Source organism: Nocardiopsis sp. Huas11, assembly GCF_003634495.1.
In the GTDB taxonomy this organism is placed as follows: domain Bacteria; phylum Actinomycetota; class Actinomycetes; order Streptosporangiales; family Streptosporangiaceae; genus Nocardiopsis.
Map to the genome: position 1 here is coordinate 7414784 of NZ_RBKY01000001.1, position 16132 is coordinate 7430915.

10 protein-coding genes, 3 rRNA genes and 1 pseudogene are annotated in these 16132 nt (G+C 65.4%); 7 read left to right on the forward strand and 7 right to left on the reverse strand.

Features of this window, described 5'->3' with window-relative positions; genetic code table 11:
- The first annotated feature begins 24 nt into the window (after positions 1 to 24).
- Positions 25 to 546 carry a DUF1707 domain-containing protein gene (locus DFP74_RS33045; RefSeq protein WP_121187919.1) on the forward strand — a complete coding sequence of 174 codons (522 nt, stop codon included), beginning with the start codon at positions 25 to 27 and terminating at the stop codon, positions 544 to 546.
- A 93-nt stretch (positions 547 to 639) separates the two neighbouring features.
- Here the strand turns inward: DFP74_RS33045 and sucD are convergent, their stop codons facing one another.
- The 3 genes from sucD to DFP74_RS33060 form a co-directional block, all read right to left on the reverse strand.
- The gene (sucD, locus tag DFP74_RS33050; protein ID WP_121187920.1) at positions 640 to 1518 is read right to left on the reverse strand and encodes a succinate--CoA ligase subunit alpha; all 879 of its coding nucleotides are present in this window, start codon (positions 1516 to 1518) and stop codon (positions 640 to 642) included.
- 14 nt (positions 1519 to 1532) lie between these two features.
- Positions 1533 to 2714, reverse strand: coding sequence for an ADP-forming succinate--CoA ligase subunit beta (sucC, locus tag DFP74_RS33055; RefSeq protein WP_121187921.1), 1182 nt, complete (start codon positions 2712 to 2714; stop codon positions 1533 to 1535).
- Positions 2715 to 3154: 440 nt separating this feature from the next.
- Positions 3155 to 3565 carry a cobalamin B12-binding domain-containing protein gene (locus DFP74_RS33060; RefSeq protein ID WP_121187922.1) on the reverse strand — a complete coding sequence of 137 codons (411 nt, stop codon included), beginning with the start codon at positions 3563 to 3565 and terminating at the stop codon, positions 3155 to 3157.
- A 146-nt stretch (positions 3566 to 3711) separates the two neighbouring features.
- Here DFP74_RS33060 and DFP74_RS33065 point away from each other — a divergent pair, with 146 nt between their 5' ends.
- From DFP74_RS33065 to DFP74_RS33090, 6 genes are all read left to right on the forward strand, one after another.
- Positions 3712 to 4068 carry a hypothetical protein gene (locus tag DFP74_RS33065; protein ID WP_121187923.1) on the forward strand — a complete coding sequence of 119 codons (357 nt, stop codon included), beginning with the start codon at positions 3712 to 3714 and terminating at the stop codon, positions 4066 to 4068.
- A gap of 99 nt (positions 4069 to 4167) precedes the next feature.
- Entirely contained in the window at positions 4168 to 5706 is a 1539-nt protein-coding gene (locus DFP74_RS33070) for a DNA-3-methyladenine glycosylase 2 family protein (protein ID WP_121188674.1), read from the forward strand.
- Positions 5707 to 5768: 62 nt separating this feature from the next.
- The gene (locus DFP74_RS33075) at positions 5769 to 6359 is read left to right on the forward strand and encodes a methylated-DNA--[protein]-cysteine S-methyltransferase (RefSeq protein ID WP_121187924.1); all 591 of its coding nucleotides are present in this window, start codon (positions 5769 to 5771) and stop codon (positions 6357 to 6359) included.
- A gap of 109 nt (positions 6360 to 6468) precedes the next feature.
- Positions 6469 to 6843, forward strand: a complete 375-nt coding sequence (locus DFP74_RS33080; protein ID WP_121187925.1) for a MerR family transcriptional regulator — start codon at positions 6469 to 6471, stop codon at positions 6841 to 6843.
- A gap of 35 nt (positions 6844 to 6878) precedes the next feature.
- The gene (locus tag DFP74_RS33085; RefSeq protein WP_121187926.1) at positions 6879 to 7898 is read left to right on the forward strand and encodes a zinc-binding dehydrogenase; all 1020 of its coding nucleotides are present in this window, start codon (positions 6879 to 6881) and stop codon (positions 7896 to 7898) included.
- An 80-nt stretch (positions 7899 to 7978) separates the two neighbouring features.
- Positions 7979 to 8884, forward strand: coding sequence for a hypothetical protein (locus DFP74_RS33090; protein ID WP_121187927.1), 906 nt, complete (start codon positions 7979 to 7981; stop codon positions 8882 to 8884).
- Positions 8885 to 9019: 135 nt separating this feature from the next.
- Here DFP74_RS33090 and rrf read toward each other — a convergent pair.
- From rrf to DFP74_RS34845, 4 genes and pseudogenes are all read right to left on the reverse strand, one after another.
- Positions 9020 to 9135 (reverse strand): 5S ribosomal RNA (gene rrf, locus DFP74_RS33095).
- A gap of 112 nt (positions 9136 to 9247) precedes the next feature.
- Positions 9248 to 12351: ribosomal RNA gene (locus DFP74_RS33100) — 23S ribosomal RNA — on the reverse strand.
- Positions 12352 to 12698: 347 nt separating this feature from the next.
- Positions 12699 to 14235 (reverse strand): 16S ribosomal RNA (locus tag DFP74_RS33105).
- The 16S, 23S and 5S rRNA genes sit together here, the layout of an rRNA operon.
- A 711-nt stretch (positions 14236 to 14946) precedes the next feature.
- Positions 14947 to 16132 (reverse strand): annotated as a pseudogene (locus tag DFP74_RS34845) (3'-5' exonuclease); the annotation flags it as partial.

The following is a 16132-nucleotide window of genomic DNA, read 5'->3' on the forward strand; positions in this document are numbered from 1 at the left end:
TACTCCAGCTCGATTGGACGGCGCATGGCAGGCCCCGGCCCCGGCCCCGACCACCCGTACCGCATCTCCGACGACGAGCGCGACGACGCGCTCGCCCGACTGCGCACGGCCCTGTCGGAGGGCCGCCTGGACTTCGACGAGCACGAGAGCCGGTCCGACGCCGCGCTGCACGCGGTCACCAACACCGACCTCCTGCCGCTCTTCGACGACCTTCCGTCCCACCTGCGCCCGGGAGCGATCGTCGCGCCGGACGACTCCGGGACCGCTCCGGCGGTGACCGGGGCCCGCGCCCCGGTCGAACGGCCGACCAAGGGCGGGCGGCCCGACACCACCGGTCACGGCGTGAACATGGGCGGGCTGATCGCCTGGGGCGGCTTCCTGTTCTTCGTGTGGGGCCTGCCGACGCTGGTCCAGGGCAACGTCGTCGGCTTCCTGGTCTTCCTCGGGTTCTTCTGCATGCTCGTGGCCGGCCCGGCCGTCGGCCAGCACCTCCAGCACCGCCGCCGGTCGAGTGGCAGCGGCCGAGGCGAGCTCGGGAACGGCTGAGGACAGACGAAACGGCTCCGCCCCGCCGCCCGAAAGGGCAGCGGGGCGGAGCCGTATGAGTCGCGAGAGACCCAGCGGGTCGAGCGGTGGGACCTAGAACAGGTCGCGCACCAGCTTGGCCGTCTCACTGGGGGTCTTGCCGACCTTGACTCCGGCGGCCTCCAGGGCCTCCTTCTTCGCCGCGGCCGTACCCGAGGAACCAGACACGATCGCGCCGGCGTGGCCCATCGTCTTGCCCTCCGGGGCGGTGAAGCCCGCGACGTAGCCCACCACGGGCTTGGTCACGTTGGCCTTGACGAACTCGGCCGCCCGCTCCTCGGCGTCGCCGCCGATCTCACCGATCATCACGATCACGTCGGTGTCGGGGTCGGCCTCGAACGCCGCCAGCGCGTCGATGTGCGTGGTCCCGATGATCGGGTCCCCGCCGATGCCCACCGCCGAGGAGAAGCCGATGTCGCGCAGCTCGTACATCATCTGGTAGGTCAGCGTGCCCGACTTGGACACCAGACCGATCCGCCCCGGCTTGGTGATGTCGGCCGGGATGATGCCCGCGTTCGACTGACCCGGGGAGATCAAACCGGGGCAGTTCGGGCCGATGATGCGGGTCTTGTTCCCCCGGGCCTTGGCGTGCGCCCAGAACGCCGCGGTGTCGTGCACCGGAATGCCCTCGGTGATCACGACCGCCAGGCCGATCTCGGCGTCGATCGCCTCGAACACCGCGTCCTTGGAGAACTTCGGCGGAACGAAGATGACCGTGACGTCGGCGCCGGTGGCGGCCATGCCCTCGGCCACCGATCCGAAGACCGGCACCTCGGCGCCGTCGAAGTCGACCTTCTGGCCGGCCTTGCGCGGGTTGACCCCGCCCACGATGTTGGTGCCCGAGGCGAGCATGCGGCGGGTGTGCTTGGTGCCCTCAGAGCCGGTCATGCCCTGGACCAGCACCTTGCTGTCCTTGTTCAGAAAGATAGCCATGGTGTGTCAGTCCCCTACTTCGCCGCGAGCTCGGCGGCCTGTGCGGCGGCGCCGTCCATCGTGTCGACCTGGCGCACCGCGGGGTGCGCACGCTCGGTCAGGATCCGGCGGCCCAGCTCGGCGTTGTTGCCGTCCAGACGCACCACCAGCGGCTTGGAGACATCGTCACCGCGCGACTCCAGCAGCTCCAGCGCCTGCACGATGCCGTTGGCCACCGCGTCACACGCCGTGATGCCGCCGAAGACGTTCACGAACACGCTCTTGACCGCCGGGTCGCCCAGAATGATGTCCAGACCATTGGCCATGACCTCGGCCGAGGCGCCGCCACCGATGTCCAGGAAGTTGGCGGGCTTGACCCCGCCGTGCTCCTCACCGGCGTAGGCCACCACGTCCAGCGTGGACATGACCAGACCCGCGCCGTTGCCGATGATCCCGACCTCACCGTCGAGCTTCACGTAGTTCAGACCCTTGGCCTTGGCCTGAACCTCCAGCGGATCGCCCTCCTCCGCGAAGGTGAGGCTCTCCAGGTCCTGGCGGAACTCGGCGTTCTCGTCCAGCGTGACCTTGCCGTCGAGAGCGACGACGCGGCCGTCCTTGGTGAGGATGAGGGGGTTGACCTCGACGAGCGTGGCGTCCTTGCCGACGAAGGCGTCCCACAGCTTCGTGATCAGCTCGGCCGCGCCTTCGGCGGCGGCCTGCGGAAGCTTGCCGGCCTTGACGATCTCAGCCGCGACGTCCTTGGGGGCGCCGGTCAGCGGGTCGACCGCGATCTTGGCGACCGCGTCGGGGTTGGTGACCGCGACCTCCTCGATCTCGACACCGCCCTCGGCGGAGCAGATCGACAGGAAGGTCCGGTTGGCCCGGTCCAACAGGAAGGAGAAGTAGTACTCCTCCGCGATGTCGGAGGCCTCCTCGACCAGGACACGGTGGACCGTGTGGCCCTTGATGTCCATACCGAGGATCTGCTCGGCCTTGGCCTGAGCGTCCTCCGGCCCGTCGGCCACCTTCACACCGCCGGCCTTACCGCGACCGCCCGTCTTGACCTGCGCCTTGACGACGACTCGGGGCTTTCCGGCGGCGGCGAACTCATCAGCGATGGCACGTGCCTCAGCGGCCGTGCTCGCCACCTTTCCCTGGGGTACGGGAACCCCGTACTCTGCGAAGAGTTGCTTCGCCTGGTATTCGAACAGGTCCACGAGGGTCCGTCCTTGTAACTCGCTGGCTCAGGATGTCTACCGGGGTGGCCTCGTCCGGATCGGCGGTGACGCTCTAGGAGTCACACAACGCGCGGCCCCAGGGGCCGAGCCGTCTACAGAGATCGAGATCGCCGCGGCGTTGCCACCCGCGACATGCGCAAAGCTTAGTCGCCCGCGATCCGGCCGCCGGACACCGGGGGCGTGTTGCCCCCGCCGATGCCGCCCCGAAAGCCGCTCATGCCGCAGCCCAGGCACGCCGGAATGGGAATTCGTGTGACCAGAGACACGATCCATAACAGACCAAACGCCCGATTCGCCCCACCGTGGGGCGACCCGCGGGTGCGACGAACATCACCGGGCCCCGGGCTTCCGATCCAGCTCACAGCGGCGACGGGGCCGCCGTGAACCGTGCGGACGCCCGACCTGCCCCGCTGCGCCCCTCAGGCGGCGTGCGCCGGGCGGATGTTCTCGCGGACCCAGTCGGCGATCTCCGAGGTCGGCGCCCCCGGTGTGAAGACGCGTGCCACACCCATGCGCTCGAGCTCCTCGATGTCGGCGTCGGGGATGATGCCCCCGCCGAAGACCCGGATGTCCGTGGCGTCGTTCTCCCGCAGCAACTCCATGACCCGGCCGAACATGGTCATGTGCGCGCCCGAGAGCACCGACAGCCCGATCGCGTCGGCGTCCTCCTGCAGCGCGGCGGCCACGATCATCTCCGGGGTCTGCCGCAGACCGGTGTAGATGACCTCCACACCCGCGTCGCGCAGCACGCGGGCCACGATCTTGACCCCGCGGTCGTGCCCGTCCAGGCCCGGTTTGGCGACGACGACCCGTGCGGCACCCTTTGACATGGCGAAACCCCTCAGTGCGTTTCCCCGGCCCCCCGTGCTCCTTGTGAGAGCGCCGCCGGGCGGACGGAGCGGAGATGATCAACTCGTCAGCAGCGTAACGCAGGTCACTGCTGGATGGCGGGCACGGGTGCGGGTATCTTCCGACCATGGGAGAAAACAGCACCGATTTCGACCAGACCAGTACAGAGGACCTGCGGGAACGCGCCACCGAACTGGCACGCAAGCGCTGGGACGTGCGGTTCTTCTGGCAGCTGTTGCGGATGATCCCGGCCGCCGAGGCGGCGGCGGGCAACGAGGAGGGCAGCCGGGCGAGCATCGCCCAGGCCTCCGGCTTCCTCTACGAGGCACTGTCCGCCGAGTCCGACCCGAAGGTGCACGAGGCCCTGCGCCCCGTCTACATCGAGTACCTGCGCGAGCACGGCCATGAGGAGGACGCGGGCGGCGGGCAGGGCGCCCACGAGGGCGGAACCGGGGGCCCGGGCCCTTACCCGCCGAACGACTGACGCCCCGCGACCGCCACGCGACCACCCCGCCGGGCGCCGGACACCGTGTCCGAAAACCGCCAGCACCGGTGACCGGCGTCGGCGAACATGGGTCTCGTGATGGACGACGACCAGCGCTACCGCGCCGTACACAGCCGTGACGCCCGCTTCGACGGAGTGTTCTACACCGCTGTGCGGACCACCGGCATCTACTGCCGCCCGAGCTGCCCGGCGGTCACTCCCAAACGGGTGAACACCCGGTTCTACCCGTCCGCGGCCGCGGCCCAGGAAGCGGGCTTTCGTGCCTGCAAGCGGTGCCGTCCCGACCTCACCCCCGGCTCGCCCCAGTGGAACATGCGGGCCGACGTCGTCGGCCGCGCCATGCGCCTGATCCAGGACGGCGCGGTCGACCGGGGCGGCGTCAGCGGCCTGGCCGCGGCCGTGGGCTACAGCGAACGCCAGCTCAACCGGCTCCTCGCCGCCGAGGTCGGCGCCGGCCCGCTGGCCCTGGCACGCACCGAACGCGCCCAGACCGCCAGGATCCTGGTCGAGACCACGGACATGCCGATGACGGACGTGGCGTTCGCGGCCGGTTTCGCCAGCGTGCGCCAGTTCAACGAGACGATGCGCACGGTGTTCGACCGCTCCCCCACACAGATGCGCGAAGGGGGCCACCGCGCCAAGTCCGTGGCACCGACCGGATCGATCACGCTGCGCCTGCCCTACCGGGCGCCCATCGAGCTCGGCCCGATGCTCGCCTTCCTGGGCGCGCGAGCCGTACCGGGAGTCGAGGAGTTCGTCGAGCTGGACGGCGGGAACGGCCCGGCCGCCTCAGGGACGCGGGACGGGCGCGCCTCCCGGTGGGTGTACCGGCGGACACTGCCGTTGCCGCACGGCCCGGGACTGGTGGAGCTGTCGGAGGGCGAGGGGCACGTGCTGTGCCGCCTGCGCCTGACCGAGCCCCGTGACCTGTCCAGCGCCGTGCGCCGGTGCCGCCAGCTCCTCGACCTCGACGCGGACCCCACCGCGGTGCACGAGGTCCTGGGCGCGGACCCGCTCCTGGGCCCCATGGTCCAGACCCACCCGGGACTGCGGTCTCCCGGGCACGTCGACCCGGCGGAGCTGGCCGTGCGCGCCGTGCTCGGTCAGCAGGTGTCCGTGCGCGCCGCCCGCACCCTCGCGGGCCGCCTCGTCGAACGCTTCGGCCGGCCGCTGCCCCCGTGCCTGGAGGCGTCCGGCGGCGGGCTGACCCACCTGTTCCCCTCCGCGCAGACCCTGGCCGAGGCCGACCCCGCCGACCTGTCGATCCCGGTCGCCCGCGGGCGCGCCCTGGTCGGCCTGGCCGAGGCGATCGCGGTCGGCAAGGTCGACCTGGGACCGGGCTCCGACCGGGAGGAGACCGAACGCGAACTCCTCGGGCTCCGGGGCATCGGCCCCTGGACGGCGGGCTACATCCGGATGCGCGGTCTGGGCGACCCCGACGTGTTCCTGCACGGGGACCTGGGTGTCCGGCTCGCCCTGGAGGCCCACGGCCGCGCGGCCACTCCGGGAGCCGCGGCTCGGGCCGCCCGGGAGTGGAGTCCGTGGCGCTCCTACGCCAACCACCTGCTGTGGGCGTCCCTGGCCGACACCCCGGCGGACGCCCCGAGCGCGACATGACACCCGAGGTGGCGGCCATAGCGCCGAACACGACAGACTTCGAACACACGAAGGGACCCGGCATGAGCATCGAGCAGGACGTACTCCCCATGGACATGGCGATCGAGCGGCGCTCGCCCAGAAGGATCGAGGTGCAGGAGTTCCGGACCCCGCTCCCGGGCCCCACGCGCTACACCGTCATGGACTCCCCCGTCGGGGAACTGACCCTGTACGGCGACGGGGAGGCCCTCGGCGGCGTACTCACTCCGGCCAAGGACGGCGCGCCCAGACCGGTCCCCGAGGACTGGGTCCTGGACCCCGCGCCCTTCCAGGAGGCGGTCCGTCAGTTGGAGGCCTACTTCGCGGGTGAGCTGACCGACTTCGACCTGCCGCTGGCCCCGGCCGGCACCCCGTGGCAGCTGCGGGTGTGGGCCGGGCTCACGACGATCCCGTACGGGGAGACCTCCAGCTACGGCCGGCTCGCGGAGGAACTGGGCCGACCGACCGCCTCACGCGCGGTGGGCATGGCCAACGGCCGCAACCCGATCAGTATCATCGTGCCCTGCCACCGCGTGATCGGCGCGGACGGCACGCTCACCGGCTACGCGGGCGGACTGGAGCGCAAGAAGTTCTTCCTCTCCCTGGAGGCCAGAACCGCCGCCGCACACCGCTGAACACCTTTTCCCGGCCGCGGGTCCGCGGCCGGGAAAAGGTGGAGCCGGAAAGGCGCGCGCCGGCCCCCGGACCCGGAAGCCCCCGAGCCGTCCCGGTGTTGGGCCGGATATGAGGATCGGACAGGCCTCCCGGCTCAGCGGTGCGAGCGTACGGGCGTTGCGGCACTACGAGGACGAAGGGCTGATCGCCCCCGGCCGGCACCACAACGGCTACCGCGACTACTGCGACTTCACGATCGCCCGGGTGCGCCGGGTCCGTTCGCTCCTGGACGTGGGACTGCCGTTGCGCCTGGTCCGAGAGGTCCTGCCGCATCTGGGGGACGAGGGCACGCCCATCACCTCGGTGTGCGACGAGTTCCTCGACGAGGTCGAGCGGTACCGCGACAACGTGGCCGCGCGCATCAGCGATCTGACCGCCCAGCAGGACACTCTCGACGCCTACCTGCGCGCTGCTCGCGATTCACACGGCCGGTCCAGGGGTTGACCCTCACGCGTGCGTGAGGCTTCTACGTTCAGGCCATGCACATCTTCGACGACCGGCCCCGCGCCGGAACTCCGGTCATGTCCGCCCTCATCCAGCGGTCCCGTCAGGGACCGTCCGACCTGGCACTGGCGACCGACGTCCCCACACCCGTCCCCGGGCCGGACGACCTGTTGGTCCGGGTCACGGCAGCGGGCGTGAACTTCGCCGACGTCATGCAGACCCGCGGCACGTACGGTGGCGGTCCGGGCGCACCGTACACGGCGGGTTTCGAGGCCGTCGGTGAGGTGGTCGGAGCGGGCTCGGGGGTACGGAAGCCGCCACCACCGGGAACCCGCGTGGTCGGGACCGGCCCGGGGGCCTTCGCTCAGTACATGACGATGCCCGCCGTGAGCGTCATCGACGTTCCGGCCGGCTGGGCCGACGCGGCCGCCCTGGGTATGGAGCTCAACTGGGCGACCGCGCTCGCCGCGCTGGTCCCCCTCGGAGGGGTGGGCCCCGGATCGGTCGTCCTCGTCCATGCCGCCGCCGGCGGGGTCGGGCAGGCCGCGGTCACGCTGGCCCTGCACTACGGAGCACGAGTCATCGCCACCGCGGCCCCTTCCAAGCACGGGGTGCTCAGGGCATTGGGCGCCCATGAGGTCCTGGACAGCTCCCGCCCGGACCTCGCCGACGAGATCACGCGCAGGACAGGTGGGGTGGATCTCGTCTTGGAGTCCGTGGGCAGAGCGACGTTCGCGGCGAGCCTGGCGGTGACGAAGCCGATCACCGGTCGCATCGTGGTCTTCGGCCACAGCTCTGGCGAGGCGACGGTGAGTTCCCACGAACTGACCTTCCAGCACCCGGTCCAGATCTTGGGCCTGCACATCGGGACACTGGCCTCGTCCGCACCAGAGATGTACGCGGGTCTGCTGAGCGAACTCAGCGACCTCGTGTCCGCCCGCGTCTACCTCCCGGGAACACCTACGGTCCACCCCCTGGCGGAGGGACCGAGGGTGCTCCACGATATGGAGGCCAGACGCACCCAGGGCAAACACGCCCTGGACCCCTGGGCCTGAGCCCCCGACCGCCGAGTTCCTCAACGGTCTGATTTTCCAAATTCGTCATACGGAACACTTACGCTCTGTAGCGTTCGGCTATGCCCGGTTTCGATCACGAACTCAAGGTGCGGTTGTTCCAGAACAATCCGGAGTTGGCTCCGATCATGCTCCGCGACACCATCGGCTGCCCTGTCCCGGACTACGCCCGGGTCGAACTAGGTTGCACCGATCACACGAAGCTTAAACCTGTCCCTTTCAAGTCCGACAGCGTTGTCGTCCTCTACGACGAGGATGGAGCCAGGAAGCTGGCCATCATCGCGGAGGTCCAGCACAAGAAGGATGCGGACAAGCCCTACTCCTGGCCGCTGTACGTGGCCAGTGTCTGGGAGATCATGCGTTGCCCGGTCAGACTCATGGTGGTCTGCCCGGACGCCAGTACCGAGCGGTGGGCCCGCGAACCCATCCGCTTCGAGGCCGGCGGTACCACTCTCGTTCCCGCCGTGTTGGGGCCGAGCAACACCCCCGTCATCGACGACGTCGAGCGGGCTGTGGCCCTCCCAGAACTGTCCGTACTCTCAGCCGCCGCTCACGGTGACAACCCCGCAGTCCTCAAGGCGGCCGAAGCCGCCCTCGATCCGCTGCCCGATCACACACGTCTTATCTACAATGACTTCATCGAGTCGAAGCTCAGCGAGTCGGCTCGGCTCATGTGGGAGGAACTCATGGCGACCGGCACCTACGAGTGGCAGAGCGACTTCGCCCGCAAGTACGTCGGCCAAGGCCGCAAGGAGGGCCGCGAGGAGGGCCGCGAGGAAGGTCGGGAGGAGGGTCGAGAGGAAGGCCGGCTCCTGGCCAAGCATGACGCTCTCCTCAGGGAACGGCGGGGCATCCCTGTGAGCGAGCACGAACGCTCACGGATCAACGCCTGCGACGACCTCGACCAGCTCGACACCTGGTTCGACCGTGCCATCACGGCCACCTCGACGGCAGAACTGTTCGACTGATACCGCTACGACAAGGAAGGCCCCGGCAACGCACCGGGGCCTCTGTTCGGCCCCAAGATTCACAAACGCACAAACTTGGGCACAAAAAAAAGGGGAGGAACCACCCCACAAGGCGACCCCTCCCCCCAAAAAAAACCGTGGCAGCAACCTACTCTCCCACCCCACCACAGGGCAGTACCATCAGCGCAAGGAGACTTAACGACCGGGTTCGGAATGAGACCGGGTGTGACCCTCCCACCATAACCACCACGGAAACCAAACACCCACCACAAACCCAGCTCAACCCCACAAAAGGGGAACCAGATCCACAACGGGAAAACCGTAGGAAATGTGAAAAATATGCGCGAGCACCCAATTATCTGCAGCGGACAAGCCCTCGGCCTATTAGTACCGGTCAGCTCCACCCCTCACAGGGCTTCCACACCCGGCCTATCAACCCCGTCGTCTACAGGGAGCCTTACCCTCTCAAAGGAGGCAGGAGACCTCATCTCGAAGCAAGCTTCCCGCTTAGATGCTTTCAGCGGTTATCCCTCCCGAACGTAGCAAACCAGCCATGCCCTTGGCAGGACAACTGGCACACCAGAGGTTCGTCCGTCCCGGTCCTCTCGTACTAGGGACAGCCCTTCTCAAGTCTCCAACGCGCACAGCGGATAGGGACCGAACTGTCTCACGACGTTCTAAACCCAGCTCGCGTGCCGCTTTAATGGGCGAACAGCCCAACCCTTGGGACCAACTCCAGCCCCAGGATGCGACGAGCCGACATCGAGGTGCCAAACCATCCCGTCGATATGGACTCTTGGGGAAGATCAGCCTGTTATCCCCGGGGTACCTTTTAGCCGTTGAGCGACACCGCTTCCACACGCCGGTGCCGGATCACTAGTCCCAGCTTTCGCTCCTGCTCGACACGTCCGTCTCACAGTCAAGCTCCCTTGTGCACTTACACTCAACACCTGATTACCAACCAGGCTGAGGGAACCTTTGGGCGCCTCCGTTACTCTTTGGGAGGCAACCGCCCCAGTTAAACTACCCACCAGACACTGTCCCCGAACCGGATCACGGTCCAAAGTTAGATGCCCGAAACAGTCAGAGTGGTATTTCACCAACGCCTCCACCGCCACTAGCGTGACGACTTCACAGGCTCCCACCTATCCTACACAAACCATCCCAAACACCAATGTCAAGCTATAGTGAAGGTCCCGGGGTCTTTCCGTCCTGCTGCGCGAAACGAGCATCTTTACTCGTAGTGCAATTTCACCGGGCCCATGGTTGAGACAGTGGGGAAGTCGTTACGCCATTCGTGCAGGTCGGAACTTACCCGACAAGGAATTTCGCTACCTTAGGATGGTTATAGTTACCACCGCCGTTTACTGGCGCTTAGATTCCCAGCTTCGCAGGCCGAAACCCACTAACCAGTCCTCTTAACGTTCCAGCACCGGGCAGGCGTCAGTCCGTATACAGCGTCTTACGACTTCGCACGGACCTGTGTTTTTAATAAACAGTCGCTTCCCCCCGCTATCTGCGACCCCACCCAGCTCAGGCCGTAAAGACCATCACCAGACAGGGCTCCCCTTCTCCCAAAGTTACGGGGACAATTTGCCGAGTTCCTTAACCATGGTTCACCCGAACGCCTCGGTATTCTCTACCTGACCACCTGCGTCGGTTTAGGGTACTGGCCCACACACGAACTCGCTAGAGGCTTTTCTCGACAGCATGGGATCACTCACTTCACCGAAAACGGCTCGGCATCACGTCTCAGCCTCACGGTGTGCGGATTTGCCAACACACCGGCCTACACGCTTACCCCCGGACAACCACCGCCGGGTAGAGCTACCCCTCCTGCGTCACCCCATCACTTACCTACTACAACATCGGTTCCCAGACCAGCCACAACCTCGACCCGAAGGTCTCAGAAGGAGCCGGCGTGGTTAGCATCCGTCGCCTCGGTACTGGGCGCTCGTGCACGGGTACGGGAATATCAACCCGTTATCCATCGACTACGCCTGTCGGCCTCGCCTTAGGTCCAGACTCACCCTGGGCGGATTAACCTGCCCCAGGAACCCTTAGTCAATCGGCGGCAACGTTTCTCACGTTGCTTTCGCTACTCATGCCTGCATTCTCACTCGCACACCCTCCACCACACGATCACTCGGCAGCTTCTCCGGATGCACGACGCTCCCCTACCAACCCCAAGAACAAGTCTTGAGCTTCACAGCTTCGGCGGTGTACTTAAGCCCCGCTACATTATCGGCGCAGAACCACTTGACCAGTGAGCTATTACGCACTCTTTAAAGGATGGCTGCTTCTAAGCCAACCTCCTGGTTGTCTGGGCAACTCCACAACCTTTCCCACTTAGCACACGCTTAGGGGCCTTAGCTGATGATCTGGGCTGTTTCCCTCTCGACTACGAAGCTTTATCCCCCGCAGTCTCACTGCCACGCTCTAACTTAACCGGCATTCGGAGTTTGGTCTGACGTCAGTAACCTTGTAGGGCCCATCAGCCAAACAGTAGCTCTACCTCCAGCAAGAAACACGTGACGCTGCACCTAAATGCATTTCGGGGAGAACCAGCTATCACGGAGTTTGATTGGCCTTTCACCCCTACCCACACCTCATCCCCCAGGTTTTCAAACCCTGGTGGGTTCGGGCCTCCACGAGGTCTTACCCCCGCTTCACCCTGGACATGGGTAGATCACTCCGCTTCGGGTCCACAGCATGCGACTCAAACGCCCTATTCAGACTCGGTTTCCCTACGGCTACCCCACACGGGTTAACCTCGCCACACACCATGACTCGCAGGCTCATTCTTCAAAAGGCACGCCATCACCAAAGACAAGCTTCAGCTCTGACGGCTTGACAGCACACGGTTTCAGGTACTATTTCACGACCCCTCACCGGGGCACTTTTCACCTTTCCCTCACGGTACTAGTGCACTATCGGTCATCAGGACGTATTTTGGCTTAGCAGGTGGTCCTGCCAGATTCACACGGAATTTCACGGGCTCCGCGCTACTCGGGAACACACCAACACCTAGCCGGCAACTTCGTCTACGGGACTCTCACCCACTACGGTTTCCGCTTCCCAACGGATTCAACTATCACCAGCATCAGCGCTCCGGGCCGACAGACCCGAAAAAGATGCGCCCCACAACCCCGCACACGCAACGACTGCCGTCTATCACACGCATACGGTTTAGCCTCTTCCCCGTTCGCTCACCACTACTAGGGGAATCACTTTTGTTTACTCTTCCTACGGGTACTGAGATGTTTCACTTCCCCGCGTCACCACCAACCACCCTATACATTCAGGTGGCGGCAACCCGACACAACTCGGGCTAGGTTTTCCCCATTCGGACAACCCACGGATCAAAGCTCGGTTGACAGCTCCCCGTGGCCTATCGCGGCCTCCCACGTCCTTCATCGGCGCCCTGATGCCAAGGCCATCCACCGTGTGCCACTATCACTTGGCCACTACAGATAATAAGATGCTCGCGCACACTATTCACAAATCAAAACACCAACCGCAACACCCCGACACCACTCACACCAAACGAGATCCTCGTCCCGATGGCACCTGAAGAGTTCTCAGAGGCGGTCCGCGGGAAACAACACAACCCACCAGACCCACAAGGTCCGATGGTCCGAGGTTGCTTCCTCAGACACCCAACAGCGCGCCCCTGGCGCTTCTAGTCACCAGGAGCAAAGTTCGATTCCTTCAAGCCACTCCCGACACCCAGCACAGACAACCTGTACCGGCCGGGTCCACTTTCGAGTCCGGCCAACCATAGGAAAGAGTTGGCCTTTGAAAGACTCCTTAGAAAGGAGGTGATCCAGCCGCACCTTCCGGTACGGCTACCTTGTTTACGACTTTCGTCCCAATCGCCAGCCCCACCTTCACTCATTCCCTCCCCGAAGGGTTAGCCACAAGTTTCGGGTGTTTGCCGACTTTCATGACGTGACGGGCGGTGTGTACAAGGCCCGGGAACGTATTCACCGCGCGTTGCTGATCCGCGATTACTAGCGACTCCACCTTCATGGGGTCGAGTGCAGACCCCAATCCGAACTGAGACCGGCTTTTAGGGATTCGCTCCACCTTACGGTATCGCACGCCCATTGTACCGGCCATTGTAGCATGTTTGCAGCCCAAGACATAAGGGGCATGATGACTTGACGTCGTCCCCACCTTCCTCCGAGTTGACCCCGGCAGTCTCCCATGAGTCCCCACCATTACGTGCTGGCAACATGGAATAAGGGTTGCGCTCGTTGCGGGACTTAACCCAACATCTCACGACACGAGCTGACGACAGCCATGCACCACCTGTCACCCACCAACTAAATGACCCCACATCTCTGCAGGTCCACGGGTGATGTCAAAACCTTGGTAAGGTTCTTCGCGTTGCGTCGAATTAAGCAACATGCTCCGCCGCTTGTGCGGGCCCCCGTCAATTCCTTTGAAGTTTTAGCCTTGCGGCCGTACTCCCCAGGCGGGGGCGCTTAATGCGTTAGCTACGGCGCGGAAACCGTGGAAAGTCCCCACACCTAGCGCCCAACGTTTACGGCATGGACTACCACGGGTATCTTAATCCTGTTGCTCCCCATGCTTTCGCTCCTCAGCGTCAGGTAAGGCCCAGAGACCCGCCTTCGCCACCGGTGTTCCTCCTGATATCTGCGCATTTCACCGCTACACCAGGAATTCCAGTCTCCCTACCTACCTCTAGCATGCCCGTAATCCACTGCAGAACCGGAGTTAAGCCCCGGTCTTTCACAGCAGACGCGACACGCCGCCTACGAGCTCTTTACGCCCAATAATTCCGGACAACGCTCGGACCCTACGTATTACCGCGGCTGCTGGCACGTAGTTAGCCGGTCCTTATTCCCCACCTACCGTCAACCCCCACGAGAACGTGGAGCCTGCGTTGGTGGTAAAAGAGGTTTACAACCCGAAGGCCGTCATCCCCCACGCGGCGTCGCTGCGTCAGGCTTTCGCCCATTGCGCAATATTCCCCACTGCTGCCTCCCGCAGGAGTCTGGGCCGTGTCTCAGTCCCAGTGTGGCCGGTCGCCCTCTCAGGCCGGCTACCCGTAATCGCCTTGGTAGGCCTTTACCCCACAACTAGCTGATAGGCCGCGAGCCCATCCCTGACCGATAAAACTTTCCACCGTCCACCATGAGGTGGCCGGTCGTATCCGGTATTAGACGGCGTTTCCACCGCTTATCCCAGAGTCAGGGGCAGGTTGCTCACGTGTTACTCACCCGTTCGCCGCTCGTGTACCCCGAAGGGCCTTACCGCTCGACTTGCATGTGTTAAGCACGCCGCCAGCGTTCGTCCTGAGCCAGGATCAAACTCTCCATAAAGGTCATACAACCCTAACCCGGCCACCGCGGACGGTACCTGGGCGGGTAAACCTAGAAGTAATCCTGACCGACCATCTTACGATGGCCAATCAAAGGAACCCTTCACACCGAAGTGTGACGGGGCCAAAACAAACATGGCTTAAAGAAATTCAAACACGCGCTGTTGAGTTCTCAAGAAGCAACCGCTCATCCCGTACAAGCCCCGGTGCCGTTTCCGGCCCGTTCGCTCTTCCGTGGAAGGCTGTCTTGTCTGCGTTTCCACCGCTGTGAGCGGCTTGGACGCTTCGTTGTGTCTTTACTTTATCAGGTGTTCCGTGCCCCGCCAAATCGGCGGTTTCGGAGCAATTGATCGGGGTAAAGCCCGTTTCGCTTCTTCCGACCCGGCGAATTCGCCCGGCCTTTGAAGCAACTCCCCGAGCCTACCCGACCCGAAACACTGCTCGAACCGGAAGTTCGGATCCCGACCCCGTCCCACCGTCAGGTCGTGCACAGCACGCCGCACGGGAGAGTGAGGTCTGGAAGTTGGAGAGTGACCGGCACGCCCGCCGCTCCTGTGGAGCCGCGTTTCGTCTCGCTCGGTCTTGGCCAACTCTACCCCCGGCCGGGAGTGCGTCGGACACGTTTCAGGAAACTCCGGGTGTCGTGGCTTACAGCGCAGCCGCAACACCGGACGAACAGCCACGTAACGGGCCGCTCCGGCGACCCTCGCGCTCAGAGCTTCTCGATCGGCGCGTACTTGACCAGGAAGTCCTTCTCGCCGATGTCGGCACCGAAGTCGATGCGCGCCTTCGTCTTGTCCCCCGAGCCCTCGACCAGCTGGACCCGTCCCATACCGAAGGAGTCGTGGTTGACCAGGTCGCCCACGCTCAGCGTCGGGGCCTCCTTGGTCGGCCGGGCCGCGCCTGCGCGCGAACGCGATCCACCGCCGAAGCCGCCACCGAAGCCGGCACTCGAACCTCCGCCGCCCCAGCCACCGGACAGGCCGCGGCTGGGCGGCGGCGCCAGTGTGGACTCCGCCCGGCGCCAGTCCACCAGCGTGGACGGATCTCGTCGAGGAAGCGCGACGCCGGGTTGTAGGACGGTGTCCCCAGGCACTGCGCACGGCGGCCCGGCTCAGGTAGAGCAGTTTCTGGGCGCGCGTGATGCCCACGTAGGCCAACCGCCGCTCCTCCTCCAGCTCCGACTTGTCCCCGAGCGTCCGGGTGTGCGGGAAGACCCCGTCCTCCATGCCGGTCAGGAACACCGCCGGGAACTCCAGCCCCTTGGCCGCGTGCAGGGTCATCAGCGTGACCACCCGCCCTCGTCGTCCGCGTCGGGGATCTGGTCGGTGTCGGCCACCAGCGCGATGCGCTCCAGGAAGTCGACGAGCGTCGGGTCCCCGGGGTCGAGCGCCGATCCCGCTTCCCCGCCGTCCTCACCCTCCTCGTCGGAGGGCTCCTGCTCCAGCAGCGTCGCGAAGGTGTGCTCGAACTCCCGGGCCACGTCCACGAACTCCTCCAGGTTCTCCACCCGGCTCTCGTCCTGGAGGTCCTTGGACTCCGCGAGCTCCGACAGGTACCCGGTCTTGCTCAGCACCGCCTCGACGATCTCCGCCGGCGTGCCGGTCGGGACCGTCTTGCCCAGCTCCTCCAGCAGGGCGACGAACGACTGGATCGCCTTGGCCGAGCGGGCCGCGATCCCGGGCGCCTCGTCGACCCGGCGCAGCGCCTGGGAGAACGAGATCCGCTCCCGGGCGGCGAAGAGCTCGACGGCCTCCTCCGCCCGCGCGCCGATCCCGCGCTTGGGCACGTTGAGGATGCGGCGCAGGCTGACCGTGTCCTCGGGGTTGGCCAGTACCCGCAGGTAGGCCAGGATGTCGCGGATCTCCTTGCGCTCGTAGAAGCGCACGCCCCCGACG